Annotated in this window: 20 protein-coding genes and 3 pseudogenes; 13 read left to right on the top strand and 10 right to left on the bottom strand. The window is 71.4% G+C overall.

The genetic code is table 11. From position 1 onward, the window contains the following. Positions 1-172: 172 nt before the first annotated feature. The 6 genes and pseudogenes from AB0N07_RS28340 to AB0N07_RS28365 all read left to right on the top strand — a co-directional run. Positions 173-739: pseudogene (locus AB0N07_RS28340) on the top strand (transposase); the annotation flags it as partial. Then, positions 684-878, top strand: a pseudogene (locus AB0N07_RS28345) (transposase); the annotation flags it as partial. The pseudogenes AB0N07_RS28340 and AB0N07_RS28345, both read left to right, overlap by 56 nt. Positions 879-914: 36 nt before the next feature. After that, positions 915-1184, top strand: a complete 270-nt coding sequence (locus AB0N07_RS28350; protein WP_365839862.1) for a hypothetical protein — start codon at positions 915-917, stop codon at positions 1182-1184. A 188-nt stretch (positions 1185-1372) separates the two neighbouring features. Further along, entirely contained in the window at positions 1373-2929 is a 1557-nt protein-coding gene (locus AB0N07_RS28355) for a hypothetical protein (RefSeq protein ID WP_365839760.1), read from the top strand. 7 nt (positions 2930-2936) lie between these two features. Continuing rightward, the gene (locus AB0N07_RS28360) at positions 2937-3878 is read left to right on the top strand and encodes a lysylphosphatidylglycerol synthase domain-containing protein (RefSeq protein ID WP_365839762.1); all 942 of its coding nucleotides are present in this window, start codon (positions 2937-2939) and stop codon (positions 3876-3878) included. Positions 3879-3945: 67 nt separating this feature from the next. After that, the gene (locus tag AB0N07_RS28365; RefSeq protein WP_365839764.1) at positions 3946-5175 is read left to right on the top strand and encodes a hypothetical protein; all 1230 of its coding nucleotides are present in this window, start codon (positions 3946-3948) and stop codon (positions 5173-5175) included. A 39-nt stretch (positions 5176-5214) separates the two neighbouring features. Here the strand turns inward: AB0N07_RS28365 and AB0N07_RS28370 are convergent, their stop codons facing one another. Genes AB0N07_RS28370 through AB0N07_RS28390 form a run of 5 tightly spaced genes read right to left on the bottom strand, consistent with a single transcriptional unit; the run spans position 5215 to position 10758 of the window. Beyond that, positions 5215-5961 carry a response regulator transcription factor gene (locus tag AB0N07_RS28370; RefSeq protein ID WP_365839766.1) on the bottom strand — a complete coding sequence of 249 codons (747 nt, stop codon included), beginning with the start codon at positions 5959-5961 and terminating at the stop codon, positions 5215-5217. A gap of 38 nt (positions 5962-5999) precedes the next feature. Beyond that, positions 6000-8645, bottom strand: a complete 2646-nt coding sequence (locus AB0N07_RS28375; protein ID WP_365839768.1) for an FtsX-like permease family protein — start codon at positions 8643-8645, stop codon at positions 6000-6002. Next, positions 8642-9358, bottom strand: a complete 717-nt coding sequence (locus AB0N07_RS28380; RefSeq protein ID WP_365839770.1) for an ABC transporter ATP-binding protein — start codon at positions 9356-9358, stop codon at positions 8642-8644. The genes AB0N07_RS28375 and AB0N07_RS28380 overlap by 4 nt, the downstream gene beginning before the upstream one ends. Further along, complete coding sequence (locus AB0N07_RS28385) at positions 9345-10085, bottom strand: ABC transporter ATP-binding protein (RefSeq protein WP_365839772.1); 741 nt, start codon at positions 10083-10085, stop codon at positions 9345-9347. The genes AB0N07_RS28380 and AB0N07_RS28385 overlap by 14 nt, the downstream gene beginning before the upstream one ends. Before the next feature lie 4 nt (positions 10086-10089). Further along, complete coding sequence (locus AB0N07_RS28390) at positions 10090-10758, bottom strand: hypothetical protein (protein ID WP_365839774.1); 669 nt, start codon at positions 10756-10758, stop codon at positions 10090-10092. Positions 10759-10912: 154 nt separating this feature from the next. Between AB0N07_RS28390 and AB0N07_RS28395 the strand changes: the two genes are divergently transcribed. Further along, positions 10913-12241 (top strand): HAMP domain-containing sensor histidine kinase, encoded by a 1329-nt coding sequence (locus AB0N07_RS28395; protein WP_365839776.1) that lies wholly within the window; start codon positions 10913-10915, stop codon positions 12239-12241. Here the strand turns inward: AB0N07_RS28395 and AB0N07_RS28400 are convergent. The 4 genes from AB0N07_RS28400 to AB0N07_RS28415 all read right to left on the bottom strand — a co-directional run bounded on the left by AB0N07_RS28400 (position 12211) and on the right by AB0N07_RS28415 (position 16643). Next, entirely contained in the window at positions 12211-13284 is a 1074-nt protein-coding gene (locus AB0N07_RS28400) for a sodium-dependent transporter (protein ID WP_365839778.1), read from the bottom strand. The genes AB0N07_RS28395 and AB0N07_RS28400 overlap by 31 nt on opposite strands. Before the next feature lie 587 nt (positions 13285-13871). After that, complete coding sequence (locus AB0N07_RS28405; RefSeq protein ID WP_365839780.1) at positions 13872-14183, bottom strand: hypothetical protein; 312 nt, start codon at positions 14181-14183, stop codon at positions 13872-13874. Between the two features lie 336 nt (positions 14184-14519). Next, positions 14520-15947 (bottom strand): ATP-binding protein, encoded by a 1428-nt coding sequence (locus tag AB0N07_RS28410; protein WP_365839782.1) that lies wholly within the window; start codon positions 15945-15947, stop codon positions 14520-14522. A 6-nt stretch (positions 15948-15953) separates the two neighbouring features. Next, positions 15954-16643 (bottom strand): response regulator transcription factor, encoded by a 690-nt coding sequence (locus tag AB0N07_RS28415; RefSeq protein ID WP_365839858.1) that lies wholly within the window; start codon positions 16641-16643, stop codon positions 15954-15956. A 496-nt stretch (positions 16644-17139) separates the two neighbouring features. Here AB0N07_RS28415 and AB0N07_RS28420 point away from each other — a divergent pair, with 496 nt between their 5' ends. From AB0N07_RS28420 to AB0N07_RS28435, 4 genes are all read left to right on the top strand, one after another. After that, positions 17140-17568 carry a hypothetical protein gene (locus AB0N07_RS28420; RefSeq protein ID WP_365839784.1) on the top strand — a complete coding sequence of 143 codons (429 nt, stop codon included), beginning with the start codon at positions 17140-17142 and terminating at the stop codon, positions 17566-17568. A 209-nt stretch (positions 17569-17777) separates the two neighbouring features. Beyond that, positions 17778-18950 (top strand): hypothetical protein, encoded by a 1173-nt coding sequence (locus AB0N07_RS28425; RefSeq protein ID WP_365839786.1) that lies wholly within the window; start codon positions 17778-17780, stop codon positions 18948-18950. A gap of 744 nt (positions 18951-19694) precedes the next feature. Further along, positions 19695-20828, top strand: a complete 1134-nt coding sequence (locus tag AB0N07_RS28430; RefSeq protein WP_365839788.1) for an alpha/beta hydrolase-fold protein — start codon at positions 19695-19697, stop codon at positions 20826-20828. 65 nt (positions 20829-20893) lie between these two features. Beyond that, entirely contained in the window at positions 20894-21688 is a 795-nt protein-coding gene (locus tag AB0N07_RS28435) for a DUF998 domain-containing protein (RefSeq protein WP_365839790.1), read from the top strand. A 68-nt stretch (positions 21689-21756) separates the two neighbouring features. On the opposite strand, the pseudogene AB0N07_RS28440 reads toward AB0N07_RS28435, so the two are convergent. Continuing rightward, a pseudogene (locus AB0N07_RS28440) lies at positions 21757-22440 on the bottom strand (phosphopyruvate hydratase); the annotation flags it as partial. 434 nt (positions 22441-22874) lie between these two features. On the opposite strand from AB0N07_RS28440, the gene AB0N07_RS28445 reads away from it, so the two are divergent. Both AB0N07_RS28445 and AB0N07_RS28450 read left to right on the top strand, forming a co-directional pair. After that, the gene (locus AB0N07_RS28445) at positions 22875-23372 is read left to right on the top strand and encodes a hypothetical protein (protein ID WP_365839792.1); all 498 of its coding nucleotides are present in this window, start codon (positions 22875-22877) and stop codon (positions 23370-23372) included. A 130-nt stretch (positions 23373-23502) separates the two neighbouring features. Beyond that, positions 23503-25239, top strand: coding sequence for a S8 family serine peptidase (locus AB0N07_RS28450; protein WP_365839794.1), 1737 nt, complete (start codon positions 23503-23505; stop codon positions 25237-25239). The last annotated feature ends 749 nt before the right edge of the window (positions 25240-25988 follow it).

The following is a 25988-nucleotide window of genomic DNA, read 5'->3' on the forward strand; positions in this document are numbered from 1 at the left end:
ACCGGTCGGACCTGATCGACGGCTGCCTCATCGAGACCGGACTGATCATGGGAGCCGGATGATCGATCGGCCCGCCACCGCGAGTTCAACCCCGGTGAAGGCTGCGCCGCGCAATGCCAGGTGAATTTCACACTGGCGGGGGGCGTTCTACCTGCTGGAGGACTGCCTGAACGTGATCCTGGTCAACGCCGCGCACGCCAAGGGCCTGCCCGGCCGCAAGACCGACGTCGCGGATGCCGCCTGGCTGTGCCAGCTGGGTGAATGCGGTCTGCTCAAGGCGTCGTTCGTGCCGCCCGAGCCGGTCCGGCACCTGCGGGATCTGACCCGCTACCGCACCACCCTGACCGCAGAGCGGTCCCGGGAAGTCCAGCGCCTGGAGAAGGAGCTGGAGGATGCGGGCATCAAGCTCTCCAGCGTGGCCACCGACATCATGGGTGTCTCCGGCCGGGCCATGCTCGCCGCCCTCATCGACGGCGAACGCGATGTCCACACCCTGGCCCAGATGGCCAAGGCCCGGATGCGGCCCAAGATCCCCGCGCTGGTGGAGGCACTGACCGGGAACTTCGGCGAACACCACGCCTTCCTCTGCCGGCTGCACCTGGAACGCGTCGACCATCTCACCGCGGCCATCGGCGAGCTGTCGGTACGGATCGAGGCCGAGATGCTCCCTTTCGCCCAGCAGATTGAGCTGCTGCAGACCATCCCCGGGGTCGGCCGGGCCACCGCCGAGGCCATCATCGCGGAGACCGGGGGCGACATGGGCCGCTTCCGCACCGCAGGGCACCTGGCCTCCTGGCCTCCTGGCCTCCTGGGCCGGGGTCTGCCCCGGCCACCACGAATCCGCCGGCAAGCACAAGTCCGGCCGCAGACGCCACGGCAACCGATGGCTCAGTGCCGCACTCGGCACCGCCGCCATGGCCGCCTCCCGCACCAAGGACACCACCTACCTCGGCGCCCGCTACCACCGCCTGGTGCCCCGCCTCGGCAAGAAGAAGGCCCTCGTCGCTCTCGAACACTCGATCCTCACCGCGGTCTGGCACATGCTCACCGGCAACGTCGCCTTCCACGACCTCGGCGGCGACTACTACGCCAAACACGACCCCGAACGCGCCATGCGCCGGATCACCCGCCAGGCCAACGCCCTCGGCTACACCGTCCGCTTCGAACCCATCGAGGCCACCTGAACTCACCGGCCAACCGAACCTCAGAGGTTATTTTCGGACCAGGGCCGCCAGGACGGCAGCTTCCAGCGCGCCCGCACTACGCCGTTCGGGCCTCTCGCGTTGGCCGCCGCCCGCCATGCCGGTCACCTTACAGAGGTGAGGGGAGAGGCTTTCACACCCGCCTCTAACCCTACGAACCGTAGGGTGGGATGACCACCTACGGGTTGCAGGAGCAGTGGATTCCGGATTGCGCGGTGCGCAGCGACGGGAGGTGGAAGATGGCCGACGGCTCGAGTGCCACGACGACCGGCGCCCCTCGGACCGGCCCTCGACCGCAGACCGCTCGGCCCCGGTGCCGCCTGGGCGAACCCCGGCTCGCGGCGGTCGCGGCCGCCTTCACGATCACCCAGATCGTGCTAGTACGACCGGGTCTCGGTCTCGGCTGGGACGAGACCGTCTATGTCAGCCAGGTCAGCGGCCAGGTTCCCGCCGCCTTCTTCAGCGCCCCCCGCGCCCGCGGCATCTCCCTCCTTGCCGCTCCGATTGCCTCGTGGTCCGACTCCACCGCTCTCCTCCGGATATACCTGGCCGTCCTCTCCGGCCTGGCCCTCTACTTCGCTCTGCGTGTCTGGCGAGCCCACGTCATGCCACGCATCCTCGCTTTGGCTGGTGCCCTCTACGCCTCCTTGTGGGTGACGTTGTTCTACGGGCCGCAGGCCATGCCCAACTCCTGGGTCGCCATCGGGGCGCTGGCCTGCGTCGGCTGCTATCTGCGCGCCCGCGCCAACGCAGGGGACCGGGCAGCCTGGTGGGGCGTGTTCGCCGGGGTGGCGCTGATGACGTGGATGCGCCCGATGGACGCGGTCTACGTCGTGCTGCCCCTGCTCGTCCTCTCCCTGCGCCGCCCACGCCTGCTGCTCGTGCTGGTCGCAGGGCTGCTTGCGGGCGCAGGCGAGTGGGTGATCGAGGCGTACGCGAGCTACGGCGGCCTCGTACAACGCCTTTCCGATGCCTCTCGCATCCAGGGCGGCCTCGGCTGGCACCTCGCCGTCGTCGACCAACTGCGCAGCCTCGGCGGACGCACGCTGTGCCGGCCCTGCACCGGCCCGATGCCCAGCCCGGTGATGACTCTGTGGTGGTTCGTGCTGCCGCTCCTGGCCGCTCTGGGTGTGGTGGTCGCGGTCCGCGCCCGGCGTGCCCTGCCCGTCCTGCTCCCAGGCGCCTGCGCCGTCACGGCCGCCGTTCCCTACCTGTTCCTCATCGGCTACGCAGCCCCTCGGTTCCTGCTGCCCGCGTACGCCCTGCTCGCCGTTCCGGTCGCCCACGGCCTCGCTCACCTGGTCGCCGCCCCGGCCCGCGGGAGGGCGCGCACCCTTGCGGTCAGCCTGGTGGCGGTCTGCCTGGCGGGGCACCTGGCCGTGCAGTACGTCGTCCTGGAGCGCACCGTGCACAGCTCTGCCGCCAACCGCGCCGACTGGTCCCGTACCGCGGCCGCCCTCCATACGCTCGGCGTACGGCCGCCGTGCCTGCTCAGCGGTGACGAGGCCGTGCCGATCGCCTTCTACGCAGGGTGCGGTTCCGCCCAGACCGGAGGCCACGACGCCAGCACGAGTGCGGCCGACCTGGCCCGAGCCGCCCACAGAACTCCCCTCGCCGTGCTCACCGCGCCCGGTGGCCGCCCGCCCGCTTACGCGCGCACCTGGCCCGTGAAGCGGGTCGGCGTCCTTCAGGCGTTTGTGGCTCCCGACGTGACGCAGGGGCGGTGAGGTAACCATGACCTTGACCGACGGACCGGCGGCGACCATGGGCAGGCGCCTGTACTGCCGGCTGGGGATCACTTTGGCGGTTTTCGCGGGCGCCTGTGGGGTCCTCGCCGCGCATCGGGCCACGCTGGACAGTGGAACGGACAGTCTGGCGGCGGCCGACGGGGAGTGGCTGCTGCTCGCCTGCCTCGCTGCCGTGGCCACCTGGGTGTGCGCGGCCGTGGCGCAACAGGGGGCCGTCACCGAACGCCTGCCCAGGGGGCGGCTGGTGGCCGTGCAGTTCGCCGCGTCCGCCGCCAACCACCTCCTCCCGGCGGGCGCGGGTGCGACCGTGGTCAACCTGCGGTTCCTGAAGCGGTGCGGTCTGTCCACCCGGCGCTCGGCGACCGCGCTGGCAGTGAAGGCGGTCGTCGGCGGGGTGGTCCGGTTGGTGCTGGGTGTGGTCCTGCTGGTGACCTCGCCGGGCACGGTCCGGCTGTCGGCGCGGGTGCCGCACTTGGTGGAGGTGCTGTTGCCGGTGGCGGCCGGAGCGTTCCTGCTGCTAGTCGTGACGAGTGGCCGGCTGCGGCGGGCGGCAAGCCGGGCTTTCGCCGACGTGCGTGAAGTGCACCGGAGCCGCGCACGGGCGTGTGCGCTGTGGGGCGGCTCGCTCGCGTTCGCGCTGCTCCACGCCGGCGTGGTGGTCGCCGTCGTCCACGCGCTCGGTCTCGGACTGCCGACCGGCCACGTGGTCATGGCGTACCTCGTCGCCAGCGGCGCGGCGGCACTGCTGCCCACACCCGGCGGACTGGGGTCGCTGGATGCCGCGCTCGCCCTCGCGCTCACGGCGGCCGGCGCGCCAGGGCAGACCGCGATCTCCGCGGTCCTCGGCTACCGCCTGCTGACCGGATGGCTACCGATGGCCCCCGGGCTGCTGGTCATGGGCTTGCTGGCCCGCCGTTCGGTGCTGTGAGCCGGCGACGGTGCCCCCTGTCCCGGCCTCCGGCCGCACCCTCCTGCATGAAGAGAAGGAAATCGAAATGGGCGACAGCCTCATGAAGAAGAGCGACCCGCTCACGCGGCGGTTCGCGCCGAGGCTGGGTCCGCCGCCGCCGCCGCCTCAGCAGCAGCAGCAGCGGCGGCGGTGGCGTGTCGAGTTGGGGAAGGCGCTGCCGGCACTGTCGTTGTTCGCCTCTGTGCGGCTGACGGGTGTGATCATGGCGACCTTGTGGTCGCTGCACCTGGGCAAGCACCCGCGCACGGTGCTCGGTCTGGAATGGGACGGCCGCTGGTACCGGCACATCGCCGATCACGGCTACGGCCTGATCGAGCATGCCAAGACGGGCGGCTTCATCTGGAACGACCGGGCGTTCTTCCCGCTCTTCCCCGGCCTGATCCGTGCGGTGAACACGGTGCTGCCGATCGGCTCCGTCAACGTGGCGCTGCTCATCGCCTGGACTGCCGCCCTGGTGGCGGCCTGGGGTGTCTACGGGGTGGGTGAGCTGCTGCACAGCCGCCGGGTGGGGATCATCCTCGTGGCGCTGTGGGCGCTGCTGCCGCACGCGATCATCCTGACGATGGCGTACACCGAGCCCCTGATGACGGCTTTTGCCGCGTGGGCGCTGTATGCGGTGCTGACCCGTCGCTGGCTGACCGCGGGGACGCTGGCGGTGCTGGCCGGGCTGTGCCGTCCCAATGGTCTCGCGGTGGCGGCCGCCGTTTTCGCCGGTGCCGTCGTTTACCTGTGGCAGCTGCGCCGTGCCGGTGAGCCCACCGCTGCGCGCGCCTGGGCGGCCGCGGCCGTGGCTCCCCTGGGATGGTTCGGCTACATCGGCTGGGTGGGGTTCAAGACCCACAGCCTCCTTGGCTACTTCCACGTGCAGAGCCGGTGGGGCTCACGGTTCGACTTCGGTGTCGGCACGGCCGACACGTTCAAGCACCTGATCGTCGGGCACGACACCCTCGTCGTCTATGCGACCGCTGCGATCGTCCTCGGCTACCTGCTGCTGTTCGTCTTCTGCGTCCTGAACAGGATGCCTCTGCCCCTGCTCGCGTACTGCGCGGTGCTCATAGTGATGGCCGTCGGCGGCACCCACTTCTTCAGCAGCAAGCCGAGGTTCCTGCTGCCGGCCTTCCCGCTGCTGATCCCCCTCGCCCTGCATCTGGCGCGAAGCCGCCTGCGCACGATCGTCGTCCTGCTCACCGCCCTGGCCGGCGTCTCCCTCTTCTACGGCACCTACCTGCTCACCGTCTCCCATCGGGCCCTTTGACGGGAGGAGGGACCGCCCGGCGCCGTCGCTCCCTGCTTCTCAGTCCGCCGGATCCGGCTGCCGTTCCAGCCGGTATCCGTGCCCTCGCAGCGTGGTGATCTGCGGCAGGCGGACCGGGCCGCCGCCCGCCTGCGCCGCCTCGGTCAGGCTGCGCCTCAGGCCCGCCATCGTCACATCGAGCGTCTTGGTGGGCCCGAACCAGTTCTCGTCCCACACCTCGGCCATCAACGTCTCCCGCGACACCACTTCGCCGGCTCGCTCGGCCAGCACCGCGATCAGGTCGAACTCCTTGGCCCGCAGCGGAACTTCAGCACCCTTCAGCTCGCAGCGCCGGGCCATGACGTCGACGACCAGATCGCCCAGCCGCACCGGTTCCCGCGCCGAGGCCGCCACGGTATGCCGCCGCAGATGCGCCCGCAGCCGGGCGAGGAGGACGGTCAGGCTGAAGGCTTTGACGAGGTAGTCGTCGGCTCCGGCATCCAGGCCGGCGATGACGTCGATGTCGTCGGTGCGGGCGGTGAGGATGATGATGAGCAGGTCGGGGAAGTGGGCGCGCAGGGTGCGGGCGACGTCGAGGCCGTCCATGTCGGGCAGGCCGAGGTCCAGGAGCAGCACGTCGTACGACGCCTGTGAAGCCTCGGTGAGTGCGCCCGCGCCGGTGCGGCTCCAGGTGGGTGCGTAGCCGTTGCTGCGCAGGCCGGTTTCGAGGTGGCGGCCGATGGTGTCGTCGTCCTCGACGACGAGGACGCCGAAACGGCCCCGGTCCGGTGCTGCGGGTGTGCGCATGCTCGGTAGCGTACGAGGTGCGGGGCCGTTCGGTGTGATCACAGGTCGCGCAGTTCCTCGACGGCGGGGCGTCGGGCCCGGCGTACGCCGTTGAGGGCGGCGGCGAGTACGGCGGCCACGGCGGCGGCCGCGGTGAGTGTCAGATAGCCGCCGGGGACGGCGAGCGCGGCCGGGGGTGGGTCGAAGACGCCGGTGAGGACCTTGACCAGCATTTCGGACAGTGCCCAGCCGATCAGGGCACCACCGAGCAGGCCGCCGGCCGTGAGCACGATCGCCTCGGTGAGGACCATGCCGCGCAGGTGGCGGCGGGTGGCGCCCAGCACGGTGGTGATGGCGAAGGTGCGGCGGCGTTCGGCGAGTCCGAGGGCGAGGACCAGTCCGCCGGCGCCGGCGGCCAGCAGGACGGCGAAGGCCAGCTCGATCCGGGTCAGCCCGGCCAGGTCGACCGAGGTGAGGCTGGTGCCGACGGTGCCCCGGGTCTGGGTGAGGTCAGTGACGGTGGCACTCGGGCCCAGTTGCCCCCGCAGCTGCGCGGCCACGGCCTTCTGGTTGCTGCCGCCGGTGTCGACGAGGAAGGCGCCGACCACGTCGCTGCCGGTCGCCTTGGTGATGTAGGAGGCGTTGGCGACGAAGAAGCTGTCCTTCGGTGCGGTGGGGAACTCCTTGACGATCCCGGCGTAGTGGAACGGCACCGTCCGCAGCGCCTTCGTTGTGGCGTCCTGGATACGGAGGTTGATCGTGTCGCCGGGAGAGAGCTGGAAGTCCTTCACGGTCTCCTCGCTGACCAGAAGGTTGTCGGGCCGCTGGGCGAGCCGCCGCATGAGCTGCTGCACGGTGCCGCCGGAGAAGTACGCGTCCTGCAGCGAGGTCGCGGAGGCGATGGTGTCCGGGCGTACGCCGTAGAGGTCCTGGAGGTCGGAGCCGACGTAGGCGAACCGGTGCTGGAGCGGCTCGACATGGCGCACGCCGCTGACCTTCAGCGCACCGTCGGCGCTCGGCGGTGTCTGCGCGCCGGGTGGCTCGGTGACCGTGACGTCGGCGCCGTTGGTCAGGCGGGCGTCCACCTCGGCCTGCTGCTTGTAGGTGGAGTTGAAGACCGATGTGGACACGGCGAAGGACACCGCGAGCGCCAGCAGCACCATCGAGCGGGCCAGGGTGCGGCGGCGCCGGGCCAGGACGGCCGCCGTCGTGCCGGCCAGTGTCGACGTCAGCGGACGTGAGAGCCGGGCCAGCACCGGTCGGCCGCGGGTGAGCGCGAGGAGAGTGAGGCGCCACAGCAGCAGGGCGGCCCCGATCCACAGCAGGGCGGGCCCCAGGAAGGCCCAGTACGACACGGAGATACTGGGTACGCCCTCGGGGGCGAGGACGAGGGCGTACTGGTTGCCGGAGGAGGCGCGGAAGACCAGCCAGGAGCCGATCAGCAGCACGAAGTCCAGGCCGATCCGCATCCACCACGGGGAACCGGTGCGGCGCGTGGTCCTTCGGGTGTCGGCGACCGTCACCGTCCGCAGGTCGCGCACGGCGGGCACGAGCACCGATCCCGCGGCGACCGCCGCACCGAGGACGAACGCGATGGCGTACCAGACGATCCAGGTTCCCGCGCTCGCGCCGAACGAGGCCGTTCCGAAGGCGAGTCGGCCCGTCAGCGCCGCGATCCCGAGACCGGCGAGCCCGCCGCCGAGACCGACGAGCGCTGCCTCCAGGCCCGCCAGGGCCATGATCCGACGGGGGGCGAGACCGCGCAGCCGCAGCAACGCCTGCTCCTGGCGGCGCCGTTCACCGCCCGCGCCGGCGACCGCAGCGGTCAGCGCGGCGGCCAGCACCGCTCCGGGCACGCCGAGGAAGAGGAAGAGGATCTGTGCGTACAGGGCGTCCTGGCGGGCCGAGTCGAGGGCTGCGCCCAGGTTGTCGCCGACGAGCACCGAACCGGCGCCCTTGGCTTCCAGGTTGTGGGCGGCGCCGGTCACCGAGGTGAACGCGGCGGCGGGGTCGTGAGGCAGGGCGGCGTCGCGGGCGACGTGGATCTGCGTGGTGACGGCCGTGGCGCCGCGGGTCAGGGAGGCGAACTGGGCGGCGGGAACGAGCAGCACGTTGTCGGGCGGTGCGACGGGCTGGGACTGGGGCGGTGCGCCGACCTTCTGGAACAGCGAGTCGGCCTGCGGGAGGTCGACGACCCCGTCCACGCGGACCTGGCGCACGCCCGTCGTCCCCGGCAGCCGGACGCCGACAGCGGAGCCGGGGGCGGCGTGCAGGTTGGAGGCGGTCTGCTGGGCCAGGAGCACGCCCGTGGGGCGGCCGGTCAGGGAGCGGATCGCGCCGGGGAAGAGGGTGCGGTAGTTGTCGGGGATGCCGAGGATCATGCCGGGGCCGGTGGTCTGGGTGCTGCCCTGCGCGGTGGCGGTGAAGCCGCTGGTGTGTGCGAAGCCGACCGGGACGGCGGAGCCGACGCCGGGGGTCTTGTGCACCAGGGACAGTGCTGTGTTCGGGTCGGCGCCGGTCTGTACCTCGACCTGCCAGTCCACGGCGACCGAGCGCACCGCGCGCTGCGCCATGGTCGCCTTGGACGCGGTCAGGAACGAGCCGAGCGCGGCGACGAGGGCGACGGCGAGGGCGATCCCGGTCATGGCGGCGATCAGTCGTCCGGTGCGGTGGCGGGCGAGACCGCTCACCCATGAGCTGATCATGAGGGCTCTCCAAGGCTGCGAGCGGTGTCCGCTTCCACGCCGTCCGCATCGCCTCTGCCGGCGTCCCGGAGCTGTAGGCGACCGTCGCGCATGGTGTGGCGTGTGGTGAGGCGGGCGGCGATCGCCGGGTCGTGGGTGGTGACAACGAGGGCCGCGCCCGTCGCGTCGGCAGCGGTCAGCAGCGCGTCCAGGACCCGGCCGCCGGTGGCGTGGTCGAGGCGGCCGGTGGGCTCGTCGGCCAGGATCACCCGTGGCGCCTGCGCGAGCACCCGGGCGGCGGCGACGCGTTGGGCCTGGCCGCCGGAGATCTCCTCGGGCAGCCGGTCGGCCAGGTCGGCGGCGTCGACCAGGGCGAGCGCGGCCAGGGCGGCCTCGCGCGCCCGGTCCTCCGGTGCCCCGCCGAGGACGAGCGGCAGCGCGGTGTTCTCGGCGACGTCGAGCGCCGGGATGAGGCTGTCGCCCTGGAAGACCAGCCCGATGTCCCGCAGCCCGGCAAGTCCGGGCCAGGTCACGGTGCCGCTGGTGGGCTGTTCCAGCCCGGCCAGCAGATGCAGCAAAGACGACTTTCCCGACCCCGACGGGCCGACGATGGCGAGCCGGTCTCCGGCGTGGATCCGCAGCCCGGCGCCGTGGACGGCGACGACCGCGTTCGGGCCGCGGCCGAAAGTGAGGGCGGCGTCCTGGCAGTCGATCAGCACGTCAGCCGGAGACATGGCGCACCTCCGCAACGTCGGCGTCGCAGACCTCGGCACCACTCTCGGCGGCCTCTGCCGCCCGGCCGTCGTCGAGCCTGATCACCCGGTCGGCGATCCGGACGGCCTCCGGACTGTGGGTGACGATCAGGACGGCGCAGCCGACCTTCGCGCGGTCCCGCAGCATCTGCAGGACCATCCGCTCGGTGCCGCCGTCGAGTTCGCCGGTCGGCTCGTCCGCGAGCAGCACGGCGGGCGAGTTGGCCAGCGCGACGGCGAGCCCGGCGCGGGCCGTCTCCCCACCGGACAGCTGCCTCGGCAGCGCGTGCCGGCGTTCCGTCAGCCCCACCTGGTCCAGCAGTGCATCGGCGGAGGTGGCGGGCCGGCCGCGTACAGCCCCTTGGGCGAGCGTTACGTTGTCGCGCACGCTGAGGTGGGGCAGCAGGTTGCGGGTCTGCAGCAGGACGCCGATGTGCCGGGCCCGCAGGCGGGCGCGTTCGGTCTCGGGCCGGTGGCTGATACGGACGCCGTCCACGTGCACGTCGCCGCCCGAGGGCTCGTCCAGTCCGGCCAGGCAGGCCAGCAGCGTGGACTTGCCGGCCCCCGACGGGCCGATCACGGCGACCGTCTCGCCGCGCGCGACGCGCAGCGACACCCCGCGCAGCGCGAGGGTCTCCTCCTCGCCGGCCCGGAAGAAGCGGTACAGCTCCCGGGCAGTCAGGGCGTCGTCGTACGACTGTGTGGGCATGCCGTCACCGCCAGGCGAAGGAGTCGGTGACGATCCGCCACGGGTCCACGTTGTCGGCGTTGACCGGACCGGACAGCGTGAGGTCCACCTCGTGACCCTGCTTGTAGAAGGCGTACCGCTCGAAGGCGTCCCGCACGACCTTGCCGGTGACCGGGTCGGGGGCCGAGTCGCCCTGGTACGTCAGCAGCACCGCGCTGCCCGTCTTGCGCTGGACGGTGGTCACCTTGGGGCTGGCGAACTTCGGTACCTGCGTGCGCAGTTGGGGCACGACCGTGTTGGTGACCGAACCGGAGGCGGGCGCGGCGGAGGCGGAGACGGCGGAGATCTGGACGCGGTTGAGTTTGTCCGTGAAGACGGTCGTGGTGCCCTTCACGGTACGGGCCCAGCCCTCGGGCACCTTCACCGTGAAGCCGGTGAAGCCGGTGAAGCCGGTGGACGGCTGGAAGGCGACGTACGCCTGGTTGTCGGGGATGTCGCCGGGCGGATTGGTCTCCGTGGCCGCGGCGTTCGGCGCGGCCACGGTCGACGGCGTCTTCGATGTGGAGGACGTCGACGACGAGCTTGATCCGGATCCTGAGCCGGAACCGGATGCGCCGCCGGAGCACCCGGAGATCACCGCCGAGACGACCACCAGCCCGCCCACGATGGCGACGGACTTCCGCACATATGTCATGGCCAATGCCCTCCAGAGAACGTCTGGGACCGGACGGTCACGCTCCCGACGCTAGGAGGGAGCCGGTTAACGGCCCGCCCGCCGACGGTTAGACGACGGCAAAAGCCCGTACCGCGTCCCGCATGGGCTGCTGGGAGGCCCGCATGATGAGGACATGAGACAGCGTGTGGTGCGGGTGGCTCTGACCGCCGCCCTGGTCGCCCTGGTCCTCCTCGCCGTGCCCCTGGCCCTGGCGATCAGGTCCTCCCTGTACGCAGGCCAGCGGGACGCGCTGGAACGGGCGGCCCTGGCCGGAGCCGTCCGGGTGAACCCGGACTACACCAGGGGCGACCCGGCGGAGCTGCCGGCGGCCGCGCCCCACCAGCTGCTGGGACTGTACGACCCGCAGCCGGGGCTGCGTGCCGGAACCGGCCCCCGGGGCGGCGACGACGCGGTCCGCCGGGCGCTGGCCGGCAAGGTGGCCCGGTCGTCGTCGGGCGGTGAGCTGGTGGCCGCCGTGCCCGTCTCGCACGCCGAGCAGGTGATCGGCGTCGTCCGCGCCTCCTCCCCCGTGGCGGACGTGCGGGGCCGTGTGCTGGTCGGCTGGGGCGCCCTGGGGGGTGTGTGCGGGGTCGCGCTCACCGTCGCCGTCCTGGTCGCCCGCCGCCAGGCGCGGGCACTCGCCGCACCACTGGAGGACCTCTCGCGTCACTGCCGGGCGGTGGCCGAGGGCGACCTGACCGCCAGGGCCGCGCCCAGCACCGTCGCCGAGATCGACCAGGTCGCCCGCACCCACAACGACATGCTGCACAGCCTGTCCGAGCTCCTGCGACACGAGCGGGACTTCAGCGCCAACGCCTCCCACCAGCTGCGCACCCCACTGACCGGCCTCCAGCTCACCCTGGAGGCCGGACTCGCCCAGGACGACGCCCGGTCGGCACTTCAGGAGGCTCTGGCCGCCACCCGCCGCCTGCACGAGACCGTGGAGGAGGTGCTCCGGTTGTCGCACACCGCCGGACTGCCCCGGCCCGGGGCGCCGGTCCGGCCGGTGGGGCAGCTGCTGGCGCAGGCCGAAGAGCGGTGGCACGGACTGTTCGCCCGTGACGGCAGGCGGCTGGAGTTCGCCGCCGCGGACGTGCCGAAGGATGCACGCGTCCCGGGCGGGCCCGTCGCCGAGATCCTGGGTGTGCTGCTGGACAACGCCCGCATCCACGGACGTGGCACCGTGCGCGTCACTGTCCGGGACCTCGATGACGCACTGGCCTTCGACATCGCCGACGAGGGCACCGTGACCGGCGACGGCGTACGGTTGTTCGAGCGCGGCCACTCCGTCGGCGAAGCGGGCGCGGGCATCGGCCTGGCCCTCGCCCGTGACCTCGCCGTCTCCCTCGGCGGGCGTCTGACGCTGGCTCACGGCGCGCCCACCACCACGTTCACGTTGCTGTTGCCCGTAAGCCGGGAGAGGACGGGGGTTCAGGGCGATGCCGGGCAGAGCGGGGCCTGAGGGCGTACCGTCCGTACGACCCGGTTCGCGGCCGTCTTCTGCAGCAGCCCGTACGCCAGGACCGGCAGCAGCAGATGCGGCCTGTCCGGCAGGGCCGTGCTGATCAGGACCGCACTGGCGCTGCTGTTGTTCATCCCGCACGCGAGCGTCAGCGACGAGGCGGCGGGCGCGTCCAGGCGCAGCAGCCGTGCCGCGGTCCGGCCCACCGTGAAGGACAACGCGCACACCAGGCTCGCCACCACCAGGGCCGCGACCAGCAGCTGCGGACGCGGGTGGGCCACGAAGGATCCCAGGGCGCCGCTGGCGTTCGTGTACGTCAGCACCAGCGAGCCCACCATGGCCACCGGAACGACGACGCGCAGCGCATGCTTCAGCCCGCGCTCGGGAAGCAGCACCCGGACGACCATGCCCGCCGCGCAGGGCAGGACCACCCCAGTAAGCGTGGATCCGCCGCTCAGGGTGGGCCAGGCGGTGCTCAGGGCGTGCGCGTATCCGGTGCTGAGCAGTGGCGTCAGCACGCCCACGACGGCGGGGATGGTGAGCGGACTGACCAGGGTGGAGGCGATCACGAGGCCGACCATGGTCGGCTGGTCGCCGTTGCCCGTGCCGGTCCACACCGTCGCCCCGGCAGCCACGGGCATCGCGACGATCAGGATCATAGCCGTGACCAGGCCGCTGCCGCCGTCCGTATCGGGTGAGTGCCACAGCAGGAACGCCAGCACCGGGATGATCAGCAGCGGCGCCGCAAGGTGCAGGGCCAGCCCCGCCAGCAGGGCCCGGGGATGACGCAGCAGCTGCCCCAGCGCGTGCACGGGCACCTGGAGACCCGCCGAGAACAGCAGCAGGGACAGCAACAGCGGGGCGGTGTGCAGGGTCAGGCCGGTGCGGGGCAGCAGGTGCGGGTGACGTAACCACAGGCCCGGGCCGGTCATCAGCAGCGCGGCGATGTAGGCGACGACGACGGCCCTCCCGAGGCGTCGCCGCAGCCAGTCCGTCGCGCGCTCGGCAGCAGTGGCGGAACGGGCAACGGGCGAGGCGGTCATGATGGCGCTCTTCCGTCGTGGGGGACTCGGCTGGGACCGAGCGCAGGTATGACGGTGATGGCTGCGTTCGGTGCCCTGTGCGCCGTGTGGGTGTGCATGGCAGCATGATCCCCGTACCAGACGAGCAGGGCGAGTTGTGCCGCGGCGCGGTCAGGACGCGTTCAGGTTCCCGTGGGCATGGTCGGGCTTCGTTTCTGACAGGACATGGGAGACGTCGGCGGTCCGCCGCTGCCGCTCCCCGCCACCGGCCGAGCTGGACGAAGGGAGCGGGAGCCTTCACCAGTTCCTGTACGCGCGAGACAGACGCGTCGACGGCAGGCTCCTGAGTCAGTACGTCTCACGGTGTTTGCTTGATCCTGCGGCGCAGCCCCGGTCAGCTGTGATGCCCCGTCAGGCGGTGCCCGCGGACTGGTTACCGCCAGCCCCTCATGGCTGGATGGTCCGTGCTCGGCAAGCCGGTCACGTATCTGCCGGGTAGCCGAGGCAGCGGTCGTCGGTGTACGGCGGCGCCATCGGATGAGGCTCCGAGAAGGAGGCGCGGCCGCGTGTTGAGGTCGCAGCCGACGTCCCGATTGTCACTCCTTCTCTCACTTCTCGGCGCTGCCCGCTTCGTGCTGGGCGCCTGCGGACGCGTCGGCGTGCCCGCCGGGGCCGTCGGCGCCCTCCGGGGTCTCCGCCTGACCGTGTTCGCCCTGCCGCTCGTTGTCGGGGGCGTTCTGGTCGCCGTGCTGGATGTTGTCCGTGTCCGGTCCGGCCGGCTCCGGCGGCGTGTCCTGTCGCACGACGGACGCGGCCGGAGCCGCGCTTGGGCTGGACGCGGCGACGGCAGAGCCGATCCCTGCCCCGCCAACGGTCAGGACGACGACCGCCGTGGCTGCGATCTTCCGGTGGAACTTCATGATGTCCGCCTTCCGAACGGATCGATGTAGTGATGCCCTCAGTGTGCAAAGCGGCTCATGAGGCGACCGTGTACGGCCGATGTGAAGGCTGACATCGAGGAAATCCGCGCGGGATCAACTGAATCTCCCAGTGTGGCGGCCCGATCGGGTACGGACCGCTCCACGGTGCGCCCATGCTCTACGTTCTCTTGCGGGAGCGGTTGAGCGCCTTGAGCGAAGCTCCTGCGGAAGGATTTCCCGACCGGCGCCGGATCCGCGCACGGCGCCGCAGGGCCGCCCGCCGGTGGCCGGATGCATACGAGGCGCCCCCCATGTCACGGCCGAGTCGGCCCATGCTCACGCGGGCGGACCGGGGGCGAGCGGGAGCTCCAAGCGGACCCGGGCGCCGCCTCCCTCGGGGTTGTCCGCGACCACGCTGCCGCCGTGGGCCTCGGCGATGGACCGCACGATCGCCAGGCCCAGCCCGGCGCCGCCGCCGGCCCGGGCCCGTGCGGCATCGGCACGCCGGAACCGCTCGAAGGCCAGGGGGAGGAACGCGGGCGGGAAGCCGGGCCCGTGGTCACGTACCTCGATCACGGCGACGTCGGCTCCGGGCCCGTGACGGGTGCTGAGCGTCACGTCGATGACGGCGCCGTCCGGGCTGTGGCGCAGGGCGTTGTCGAGGAGGTTGTCCACCGCCTGACGCAGCCGGTCGGGATCGGCCACGATGCGCACCTGCGCGTCGGCGTGTAGGTTCAGGCGGACGCCGCGGGTCTCGGCGCGTGCCGAAGCCGCGTGGACCGCTCGGGTCAGAGCGTCGGCGGGGGCTGTCGGTTCGTTTCGCAGGAAGGCGTGGCCTTCGTCCGCGCGGGCGAGTACCAGCAGGTCCTCGGCCAGCCTGATCAGCCGGTCGGTGTCGTCCGCCGCCGCGGTGATCGCGTCCACCAGTGCCTGGTGGGAGCGGCCCGGCCGGCACGCCAGTTCCAGCACGGCCTTCAGCGTGGTCAGCGGAGTGCGCAGTTCGTGGCCGGCGTCGGCGATGAAGCTGCGTTCCCGGGCCAGGGCCTGGGCCAGGCGGTCCAGTACGGCATTCATGGTGGTCGCCAGCGTCGCGATCTCATCGCGGGTGCTGGGCACCTGGAGGCGGGCTGCGGTGTCGTGCTCGGAGATGTCTGCCAGGCGTCGTCGCATGCGTTCCACCGGGCGCAGCGCGGAGCCGGTCAGGGCGTAGGCGCCGAGTCCGGCGAGGACGACGGCCGGGGGTCCGGCGATCCACAGCGCGGTGCGGGTGCGTGCGGTCGCCTCTTCGGCCAGATGGGAGCCGGTGCCCACCACGACGAGGACGGGCCGGGCGCCGTTACGGGCCGGCACGGCCAGCATCCGGTACTTCTCGCCCTCCACAGTGGTGGTGAACCTCACCGGGGTGTGCGCGGCGGCCCGCCGTTGCGCGGCGTCCGCCAGAAATTGCCGGCCGGCCGGGTCGGTGGTCGCCAGCACCGTGCCATCGCGAGCGAGGACCTGCGTGATGTCGTCCGATGCCGGGTTCTGGCCGTGCTGGTCCCCCTGCTGGCCGCTGTCCCGGCTCTCGGATGGCGGGGGGAGCGGCGGCAGCGGCCCGGCGGAGGCGAGGCGCGCGACTTCTGCGTCGGCCCGCGCGCGCAGCGTGGAGTCCAGGGAATTGTTCAGACCTGCCGTCAGATGCTGGAGGAACAGCAGCCCGGCGGTTGCGATGACGATCGCGGTGCCCAGCGCGAACAGCAGCGCCAGCCGCCACCTCAGGGGCATGACGGCTCATCCGCCCTTCGCGGGAGCCGACATCCGCAGTCGGTATCCGGCTCCGCGCACGGTCTCCAGATGGGATTCTCCGCCGGGCTCGTCGATCTTGCGGCGCAGGTAGGCCACGTACTGGTCGACGACGTTGGACACCCCGTCGTAGGCGAAGTCCCACACGTGCTCCAGGATCCGGGTGCGGGTCAGTACATCGCCGGGATACCGCAGGAACAGCTCCAGCAGCGCGAACTCCCTGGGCGACAGCTGAAGCTCCGACTGCCCACGCCACACCCGCCGACTCGACGGGTCCAGCCGCAGATCACCCACGGCGAGCAGCGCGGGCCGCACCCCGGCCCCGCGTCGTACCAGCGCCCGCAGCCGCGCGAACAGCTCGGCGAAGCTGAACGGCTTGGTCAGGTAGTCGTCCGCACCCGAGTCCAGCCCCCGCACCCGGTCGGTGACCGCGTCCCGGGCCGTCAGCAACAGCACCGGCGACCAGCATCCCCCGGCCCGCAGCCTGCGGCACACCTCGAACCCGTCGAAACCCGGCAGCATCACATCCAGCACGATCACGTCATAGGGGCTCTCCTCCGCCCGCCACACCGCCTCCGGACCATCCCCGGCGACATCGACGGCATACCCCTCCTCACACAGCCCGCGCTGCAGCAGCGCCGCCGTGCGGACCTCGTCCTCGACCACCAGCACCCGCACACCACCACCGTAGAAGCCCCCGCATGTGAACAGCATGTGAGGACAGCCCATGGCCATGCCGCGCTCTGACCGTCACGGTGGGGGCGGGGCCGGCTGTTCCGCACGCTCCGCCGCTGGGTCACTTTTCATCGACCGATAGGGGGTCACGGTTCAAGGAACGGCGACACGGGCCCACCGTGGCACAGGGATGTTCGACGCCCCGGGAATGTCCCCGGCCGCTACGGCTGGGGCGGCAGGCACAGGCACAACGGCCCCCCTCGTTCTGGCGGGGGACCGCGCAGGCGGAGCACGATCGGGCGGCGACAAGAAGGCACAAGAGTAAACGAGGTCGCGTCCGGGTGAGCTGCGCCTTCGCGTCAAACACGCACTCTTCCGCACCATCTCCGACCTCTCCCGAGTGGCCGCAGGGACGATCCTGGGCAAACCTGGAGGGGCGCGATCAGCCTTGTGGGGCGTACGCGTCGCGGGGGGAATCCGTCGACCAACGGAGACCACCATGCATGTCACTCTCCGCAGCCGCTGTGCCCGTGCGCTCGCCGCAGGCGCCCTGTCCGCCGCGCTGGTATCGGCGGGATCGGCCGGAGCCTTCGCCGCTGGCAACGCGCCGATGCCGACGCCGAGCGCCACACACAGCAAGACGCCGATGACCAAGGCATCGATCACGGTCAAGGCCAACCACACGTCCGTCAAGGCCGGGCAGAGCGTCACATTCACCGGTCAGACGAACGGGCTGAAGTCCGGCACGAAGCTGGTCCTGCAGCACCTGCGCAACGGCAAATGGACCACGCTGAGCTCGAGCACCAAGGTGACGAAGGCCCACACCTACACACTGACCGGCAAGCTCAGCACCAAGGGCATGCAGCACCTCCGGGTGTCGACGTCCGGCAAGACGCACTCCCCCACGGTGACCGTCAAGGTGTCCTGACCGAGGCCGGGACCCGCAGTCCGGGTCCGTGGCCCGCAGCGGGAGATCGAGGACCGCCTGGAACTCGTCCTCGATCTCCGGCCGCTCCCACTCCCGTGCGCAGCACCCGGTCGTGGAAGCGGCCGGTCGGAAACGGCTGCCGCCCTGCCCGACCACCAACTCGACCGACGCGGTTTGCGTGCGGTGACCACCAGGGAGCTGCTGAGTTGATGCATCCCACGACCATCGCCCGTGTACTGATCGCGGGTGCTGCCCTTGTTTCGCTCGCCGGCTGCAGCAGCGGAACCCCTCACAAGGATGAAGCCCTCGGCTCCAAGGCCCCCGTCAACCCCGCCCAGCAGCAGAAGAGCCAGGGCCTGGCGGGCATGCCGCCCGTGCTGGACCCGAACGACCTCTACGCGGCCGACCACCCGAACCAGCTCTCCCCAGTGGTCAGGGGTTTCCCGTCCCGGGTCTACGTCCCCAACACCAACTCCGACACCGTCTCCGTCATCGACCCGACGACGTACAAGGTCATCGAGACGATCCCGGTCGGCCGCCAGCCGCAGCACGTCGTGCCGTCCTGGGACCTGAAGACGCTGTGGGTCAACAACGACCTGGGCAACTCCCTCACCCCCATCGACCCGAGGACCGGCGAGGCGGGCAAGCCGGTCGCCGTGCATGACCCGTACAACCTCTACTTCACGCCGAATGGCAAGTACGCGGTCGTGATGGCCTCCGACGACCGCCAGCTGGTCTTCCGCGACGCGCACACCATGAAGGTGGCGAAGGCCGTCCCGGTCAGCTGCCACGGCGTCAACCATGCCGACTTCTCCATGGACGGCCGCTACTTCATCGTCTCGTGCGAGTTCAGCGGCGAGCTGCTGAAGGTCGACACCGAGAAGATGGAGGTGATCGGGCAGCAGAAGCTGCCCTTCCAGGGTGCCATGCCGCAGGACGTGAAGATCTCCCCGGACGGCAAGAAGTTCTACATCGCCGACATGATGGCCGACGGCCTGTGGGTCCTGGACGGCGACACCTTCGCCATGCCGTCCCTCCTGCCCACCGGAAAGGGCGCGCACGGTCTTTACATCAGCCGTGACTCCCGCGAGATGTACATCTCCAACCGGGGCGAGGGCACCATCTCCGTGTTCGACTTCGCAGAGGACCGGCTGGCCAAGAAGTGGCGGCTGCCGAACGGCGGCAGCCCCGACATGGGCGGCGTCTCCGCGGACGGCAAGGTCCTGTGGCTGTCCGGCCGCTACGACTCCGAGGTCTACGCCATCGACACCGCCACCGGCGAACAGCTCGCCCGCATCAGGGTGGGCCGCGGCCCGCACGGCCTCGCGGTCTATCCGCAGCCGGGCCGCTACTCGCTGGGGCACACGGGCATCTTCCGCTGATGTAAGGGCAGTTCGGGTGACCAGGGCGGTGTTGTCGACCGTGGCGAGATCCGGCTCGACCGCAACCGCAAGGGGGTGACACTCATGAACAGGCTGGCGCGAGTGTCGGCCGCGAAGCGGAAGCAGACCCTGGAGGATCGTGGAGGAGATGTTCCAGGGGCTCGACACAGCGGACCCGGTGATCCGCGCCCGGTCGGAGCTGACCAAGCGAGTACAACCCGGAGCAGGGCTTCACCGTCCCGCAGGACGTCCCCGAGGACGTGGGCGCGTCCTTCGAGCGGTTGGCCGACGGCGGGTTCGACGGTCACCTACTGCGTCGCTGACCTGCACAGACAGGCCGGTGCCCCCGTGAAGGAGTCACTCCGCACGCTGGAGGATGACCGCGCGCCCGCTGCCCCTGCCCGAGGCACACTGGAGTATCGATACAGGTGGCGGCGGTCCGAGCGGTCCACGCCGGTACGACCCCGGCCGTCAGCGATCGCCCAGCCGTCCGCTTGCGCCCACGAACGCATGGGCTCCACCGGTGAGGCTCTGCGGTCTGAAAGGGGGTGCCGTGAGGAACCAGCTGTTCCTGGACCCAGCGCGCGCCGCTGGGGTGTGCCACTTTGGCCTGCCGGCCAATGAGCCCCGGCCCGGCGTAGTCGACCCTGCCGATCGGTACCCGGCCACCACGGCCGCGGGACGGGCGCGCCCTCCTGGCACGCCAGGGCTGAACGCGGTCCGGCACACGGCCGCGACGGACCCGTGACCAGGGCCGGGCCGTTCCGCGTCGCCGGGGTGATGGCGCTGACCGGCTGGCCGTTCCTGGGTCTGCTGTGCGCGTTCTCGGTCGCGTTGATCACCGTGACGATGATGATGTGGAACCGCTGGCCGAAGGGCTGGGCGCTGGTGCTGCGACTGGGGTGCCTGTTGCTGCTGATGGTGGCGGGGGCTGTCCTGACGGCGGATGTCGTCAACCGCGAGTTCGGTTTCTACGCCTCGTTCGACGACCTCCTCGGCCGGCTGCCGCCCGTCACCGTGACGCCCTGCTCCGGCGGCATCGACAGGCCGCCCGCCGTGTCGGCGCACGGACGGGTCGAGCACGTTCGGCTGGCCGGTGCCGTCTCCGGCATCTCGCGCGACGCGTTGGTCTACCTCCCGGCCGTATACGTGTCGCCGGCTGCTGCCCGCAGCCGCTTTCCGGTGATCGAGCTGTTCCACGGTTACCCGGGCGGGCCCGGTGCCTGGCAGCGCCACCTGGACCTGACCGCCGTGCTGGACCGGGAGATCGCCGCGCGCTGCATACCGCCGGTGATCGTCGTCGTCCCGACGGACAGCGATCCGGGGCACGACGGCGAGTGCGTGGACGCGGTGGGCGGCCGACGCAACGAGACCTATCTGGCGGTGGACGTACCGGCGCAGCTGGCGGCCCGCTACCGGGTCTCGGCAGCGCCCCGGAGCTGGGCGGCGATGGGGTACTCCACCGGCGGCTTCTGTGCCGTCAACGTCGCCTTCCACCATCCGTCACGCTACGCGGCCGCCGCTGCTCTGTCCGGCTACTTCACCCCGGTCACCGACGCCTCCACCGGGGACCTGTACCGGGGCAGGCGCGGCGTGCGGCAGTGGAACAACCCGCAATGGCAGGCCGCACACCGGCACATCGGCGTGCCCCTGTACGTCGTGGCGGGACGGGCCGACCCCGAGGCACAGCGCGCCATCGAGCATCTGAAGGCCGCTGCCCGGGGCCGCGTTCCCATCACCACAGGTGAGTCCCCGGCGGGCGGACACAACTTCACCGTGTGGTCGAAGGCATGCCCAGCCGCGTTCGACTGGCTCGCCGGCCACCTCCCGGTGTCCGTGCCCTCGCTCGCACCCCCACCCCAGGACTTGGGTGGGTGAGCCATGGGAACCACAACAGGACCTCACATCAGGACCTACGCCTTCGGCCCGGCGCCGTCCTCGGGATGATCGGCGCGCTCGCCTACAGCTCGTTCGTGCTGGAAGCCTTCCTCCACACGGGCCTCAGCCCGCTGCGCTCCTATGTCAGCGAACTGTCCGTCGCCGACAGGCCGTACGCGTTCCTGTTCCGCGCGGGCGATGTCACCGCAGGCTGCTGCCTGCTGGCCTTGGCCATGGCCCTCGCCCGGCGGCTGCCCGCCACGCGCGGGCGCGCGTGTGGATGCGTGGCTCTGGCCGTCACCGCGGTGGCCTCGATCGGCGATGGTCTGTGGCCCATGCCCTGCGCGCCGTCCGTCGACCCGGTCTGCCGCGCGACCGACAGCGCCGACCTGGACCAGCAGCTCGGCCAGATCCACACCCTGTCGAGTCTGGCGGAGTTCACCGGCGCGATACTCGCCATGCTCCTGTTGAGCAAGGTCCTTCAGCGCACCGGCCACCGCCGCCCGGCCCGGTGGAGTCTCCGCGCAGGCGTCGCCACCGCCGCACTCGGAGCCCTGGAGATCGCCATGGCGCTCACGGGGGTGCGCTGGGTCGGCCTGCCCGAACGCGCACAGGTCGTGCTGGTCTCGGCCTGGTGCGCCGCTATGGCACGCTTCCTCAGGCGCATACGGGGCTTCCCCCTTGTAGGTGGACACCTTCGATCCGGCCCCGCTGGGGACCGGTGCTGCGGGCGCTCCCGCCTCGTGGCATGCTTCGAGGTCGCCTCCGGCGGGGAGGTGAGCAAGGCACGCGCGCTCCGATCCTCCGTCCCCGTCATCTTCGACGGTGACCGTACTGGCCGGGCGCCGCGCCCTGGATGAACGGGCGGCTAGCAAGGGGGAAGTGGAAGCGGCGCTGGCCTGGGCTTCCAGGACCGGGACGCGCGTCTGGCGTCGACGATCAGCTGCAGGACATCCTCGGGGCGGTCGATGGCCGGGGCGAAACCTCCCTCGTCGCCCAGCCCGGTGGGCTGGCCCTGTGCTGCCAGGCGGGCCTTGAGTCTGGAGTACACCTCGGCGCCGGCGCGGATGGCCTCGGGCAGGCTCGGGGCGCCGAGCGGGGCCAGCATGAACTCCTGGAAGTCGAGGTTGTTCGCGGCATGGGCGCCGCCGTTGACGACGTTGAAGTGCGGCACCGGCAGGCGCGGGGTGGTGCCCGCGACGCGGGCGAGGTGCTGCCACAGCTCCCGTCCGGCGATGGCGGCTTCGGCACGGAAGGCGGCCAGGGAGACTCCGATGACGGCGTTGGCGCCGAGCCGCGACTTCGTGTCGGTGCCGTCCAGTTCGAGCAGGGCGCGGTCGATCTGTGTGGCCGAGGCGAAGGTGCGCCCGGTCAGGGCCTGGGCGATCTCGCCGTTGACGTGACCGACGGCCGTGCGCATGCCCTGGCCGTTGTAGCGGGTCTGGTCGCCGTCGCGGAGTTCGACGGCCTCCCGGGTGCCGGTGGACACCCCGGAGGGGACGCCGGCGCGGACGCGGGTCCCGTCGGCGGCGGTGAGAAGGACGGCGAGGGTGGGGCGGGCGCGGGAGTCGAGGATCTCGACGGCGTGCAGGTCCGTGATCTGCAAGGACATGGTCTTCCCTTGTTCGGGTGGTGGCGGCCGTAGGGCTGGTGGTGGCCTTCGGCGGCGACCGGTTCGGCCTCGCGGCGGCACCGAGAAGGCGCGGCGGCCAGGCCATGGACGTCAACCCGGCAACGGGCGTGCGCCACCACCGGAGGCCGGATACCGGGGGGTGCTTGCGTCGAGGTACCCGCCGAGGGCCTCGGCGCGCGCCGGCATGCCGCGCAGCGCGCGAGGGGCCGCCGCCCGCCATTCAGCAGCCCTTCTCGCTACGCCACCCACGGCCCCTCGGTCGCCGGATCCGATCGGGTGGCTTCCTTCCCGGGGGCGGCTCCTCCGATTGCGGTCCCGGCGTCGTCAACCTAGCTTCAACACGTCGGATTTGTTCAGATAAGACCAACATAATTCCATGTGTTGGCTTTCCCCTGGCATCGAACGGAGCATTCATGTCGGTGATGACCGGTACCCAACCCCTCCAGCAGTACGGCACGCAGTTCGGCGGTCAGCAGCTGGCCGGACCCCAGCAGATCGCCCAGATGGTCCAGCAGACCATCCAGCAGGCGTGTCAGCAGACGGCCCAGCAGGTCGCGCAGCAGGTGCAGCAGACGTTCCAGCAGATCCAGCAGATCCAGCAGCAGCTGCAGCAGCGGCCTGACCTGGCCCAGCAGGTACACCCGTACCTGGCCCTCACGCTGCACCGCTCGCTGGCCGGGGCCGTCCGCCACGCCGTGGAGCAGTCCGTGCAGCAGGCGCTGCCGAACGCGATCGTGACCCTGCTCCAGCAGAGCTCGCAGGGCGCCCAGGGCCAGCAGGGCTTCCAGCCCCAGCAGGGTCAGCAGCCGTGGGGCGGCGGGTACGGTCCGCACGCGTCCGGCCAGCAGTTCCCGCAGTACCAGCAGTCCGGCTTCGGCCAGATGGGTGGTCAGCCCTTCGGTATCGGCTGACATCCGGCGGCTCGCGATGCGGTGTGCCCAAGACTGGTTCCTGGGCACACCGCATCACCGTGGGAGCACGAGCCGCCCGGCACGGGATCAGGAGCACAGGGACGACGTTGGCGTGGTGAAGGTGGACGTAATGGTCAAGGAAAGGCCCAGAAACAACAGCGAGAGCGGGTCCGAGGGCGCGGGGGGCGGCGGCTCGGCGCCCGGGGGAAAGGAAGAGGCGCTACGCAAGAAGGGAGCGCCGTCACCGATCGCGGTGCAGCCGCGCCGGGAGCGGTACATGGTGACACCGCTGCCGCAGCATCTGCTCCCACCGGGAGTGCCCGAACTGAGTATGGACGCGGTGTGTGACCGGCTGGAGCGCATGCCCGAGGTCAGGGTGACCCGCAGACTCAGGCCGTCGGAGAAGCTCCAGTCGGCAGGGCTGCCCCCCTCCTGCCCGGAGATCGCGGTCGTCGAGGCGCCCGACACTCAGCTACCGGCGATGCGGTCGCTGCACGTGCACGTCGAACCCGACCTGCCGCTGTGCGGACCCGCACCCGCCGCCCCGCAGACCGCGAGCATGCTGGCGCTGCGCGATCCGGGGCTGTTCACGCCCCTGGAACAACCCGTGGAGATCTCACTGCGCGTCTGCGGCCCCAACGAGGAACCGCTGGCCGGCGCCGGGGTGTTCCTGATCGGGGCGACCTGGCCGGGCCAGGGCATCACCGGAGCTGACGGCACGGTCACCATCACCTTGGCGACGGAGACGGCCGAGTCCATCCAGTCCCTGTACGTGCGGCCCGCGGGAGGTTACACGGACCGCTGGATCCCCCGCCCCGACCTGTCGCCGACCCAGGAAAACCTCGTCACCCTCACCCCGCTCGCCAAGGTCTACCCGGAACTGGAGCAGCGCCAGCAGTACGGCTGGGGCCAACAGGCCATGCGGCTCGACCGGCTGCCTCCCACGTTCCGCGCCTTCGGCATCAAGGTCGGCGTGATCGGTTCGGGCGTCAGCTCCGAGCACCCCGATCTGAAGCAACGCGTGAGCTCCGGGGCCGACATCGTCCACGGCACGGACGAGGGATGGGCACACGACACGGTGGGCAGCGGTACCCACGCGGCGGGCGTCATCGCCGGGGCCGACACCGGCCAAGGCGTCATCGGCATCGCCGTCGACGCCGAGATCGAGGTCTGCCAGGTCATGCCCGACGGCCACTTCAGCGACCTGATCGCCGCCCTGGACCACTGCGTCGAGCGCGAGGTCGACATCGCCCACATCGCGGTCGCGTCCCCGTACCCCTCGGCGCTGGTCTCCCGCAAACTCGCCGATGCCAACGCGGCGGGCATCGCCTGCGTCGCCCCAGCAGGCGACACCGGCGGACCGGTCGCCTTCCCGGGCGCGCTGCCCACCGTGTTCGCCGTCGGCGCGCTGGGAGTCTTCGGTTCCTATCCGCAGGACACCTCCCAAGCCACTCACACGGGGCCGCAATTGAGTCCGGAAGGGCTGTTCGCGGCACCGTTCAGTTGCTATGGATCCGGAGTGGATGCCGTCGCCCCCGGCGTGGCGGTCCTGTCGTGCGCCGCGCAAGGTGGATACACGGCTCTCGACGGCACCGGCACGGCTTCGGCCCACGTCGCCGGTCTCGCCGCGCTCGTGCTCGCTCATCACGAGGACTTCCACGGCCAGTTGCTGCCCCGCGGCCCCGGTCGGGTGCGGCATCTGTTCGAGATCATCGCGGCCAGCTGCCGCCAGCTGGCCGCGCCGGCAACTCCGGAGGCGGCCCGCGTCGGACGCGGTCTGCCCGACGCTCTCGTCGCCCTCGGCCTGGCCCCCGGAGTACAGCTCGCCCCCGCCCTGTCGCCCTACACGGTCTCCGTGGCCGGATAGGCCCCTTCCCACGGCAAGCCGGACGGCACCCCCTGGAAATGAGCGGACTGCCGTTCGGCTTGCCGACCAACCACCGAACCCGCGGCAGCGGCCACCAGAATCGAGGAACTGCCGGAAACCCCCCTCTCGCCGCGGTCCTGCCATCCCTACTCGCGACCGGCGTCAGGACCGGAGCCAGGATCCTCAGCGACGTTCGCGACGGCAGCAGCTCCCCCACCGCCTGCCACTTCGCCGCCTACGTCGGAGCCGGCACTGTGGCACCCGCAGCACCGGCAGTGAGCCATCCCTCCGGCCCGCCGACGGCCAGCAGCAGCCGCACCCGGACGGTGGGGTCCCGCAAGACGGCGCTCAAGCAGGAAAAGCCCGGTCTTGGAGGACCATCACCGTCTTCCGCGGCACGAGGGCTCGGAAGGGCGCGAACTGACGGGCTCATGGCCACGAGGTCGATCAGCACGGCGAAGTGGGCCACGGACAAGGAACAGCTCTCGACGCTGCCACAGATGGAGAAGTCGTCGCGCATCCCGCAGCCACACGTCTACCGCGCCTGGCAGCTGCGTGTCCTCGTACTCCTCACGGGGCAGCACCTCGACCACTGCGCTCCCGCCTCGGCGAGGCGCGCACCTCGTACCTGTCCATCAGCCGTGCGGGCATCGTATCCATCCCCTGTGTGCTGCGTTGCCAAGCTGCGAGGGGGTAGCGACCTCGATACGGCGGATCTCTGAGCAGCCAAGGCCGACACTCCGAGGGGG

This window comes from Streptomyces sp. NPDC051172 (assembly GCF_040682555.1).
In the GTDB taxonomy this organism is placed as follows: domain Bacteria; phylum Actinomycetota; class Actinomycetes; order Streptomycetales; family Streptomycetaceae; genus Streptomyces.

Bases quoted from the DNA above. Each gene is read 5' to 3' on its own strand.
- AB0N07_RS28350 (WP_365839862.1), top strand. From the start codon at position 915: ATGGCCGCCTCCCGCACCAAGGACACCACCTACCTCGGCGCCCGCTAC.
- AB0N07_RS28355 (WP_365839760.1), top strand. From the start codon at position 1,373: ATGACCACCTACGGGTTGCAGGAGCAGTGGATTCCGGATTGCGCGGTG.
- AB0N07_RS28360 (WP_365839762.1), top strand. From the start codon at position 2,937: ATGACCTTGACCGACGGACCGGCGGCGACCATGGGCAGGCGCCTGTAC.
- AB0N07_RS28365 (WP_365839764.1), top strand. From the start codon at position 3,946: ATGGGCGACAGCCTCATGAAGAAGAGCGACCCGCTCACGCGGCGGTTC.
- AB0N07_RS28370 (WP_365839766.1), bottom strand. From the start codon at position 5,961: ATGCGCACACCCGCAGCACCGGACCGGGGCCGTTTCGGCGTCCTCGTC.
- AB0N07_RS28375 (WP_365839768.1), bottom strand. From the start codon at position 8,645: ATGATCAGCTCATGGGTGAGCGGTCTCGCCCGCCACCGCACCGGACGA.
- AB0N07_RS28380 (WP_365839770.1), bottom strand. From the start codon at position 9,358: ATGTCTCCGGCTGACGTGCTGATCGACTGCCAGGACGCCGCCCTCACT.
- AB0N07_RS28385 (WP_365839772.1), bottom strand. From the start codon at position 10,085: ATGCCCACACAGTCGTACGACGACGCCCTGACTGCCCGGGAGCTGTAC.
- AB0N07_RS28390 (WP_365839774.1), bottom strand. From the start codon at position 10,758: ATGACATATGTGCGGAAGTCCGTCGCCATCGTGGGCGGGCTGGTGGTC.
- AB0N07_RS28395 (WP_365839776.1), top strand. From the start codon at position 10,913: ATGAGACAGCGTGTGGTGCGGGTGGCTCTGACCGCCGCCCTGGTCGCC.
- AB0N07_RS28400 (WP_365839778.1), bottom strand. From the start codon at position 13,284: ATGACCGCCTCGCCCGTTGCCCGTTCCGCCACTGCTGCCGAGCGCGCG.
- AB0N07_RS28405 (WP_365839780.1), bottom strand. From the start codon at position 14,183: ATGAAGTTCCACCGGAAGATCGCAGCCACGGCGGTCGTCGTCCTGACC.
- AB0N07_RS28410 (WP_365839782.1), bottom strand. From the start codon at position 15,947: ATGCCCCTGAGGTGGCGGCTGGCGCTGCTGTTCGCGCTGGGCACCGCG.
- AB0N07_RS28420 (WP_365839784.1), top strand. From the start codon at position 17,140: ATGCATGTCACTCTCCGCAGCCGCTGTGCCCGTGCGCTCGCCGCAGGC.
- AB0N07_RS28425 (WP_365839786.1), top strand. From the start codon at position 17,778: ATGCATCCCACGACCATCGCCCGTGTACTGATCGCGGGTGCTGCCCTT.
- AB0N07_RS28435 (WP_365839790.1), top strand. From the start codon at position 20,894: ATGATCGGCGCGCTCGCCTACAGCTCGTTCGTGCTGGAAGCCTTCCTC.
- AB0N07_RS28445 (WP_365839792.1), top strand. From the start codon at position 22,875: ATGTCGGTGATGACCGGTACCCAACCCCTCCAGCAGTACGGCACGCAG.
- AB0N07_RS28450 (WP_365839794.1), top strand. From the start codon at position 23,503: ATGGTCAAGGAAAGGCCCAGAAACAACAGCGAGAGCGGGTCCGAGGGC.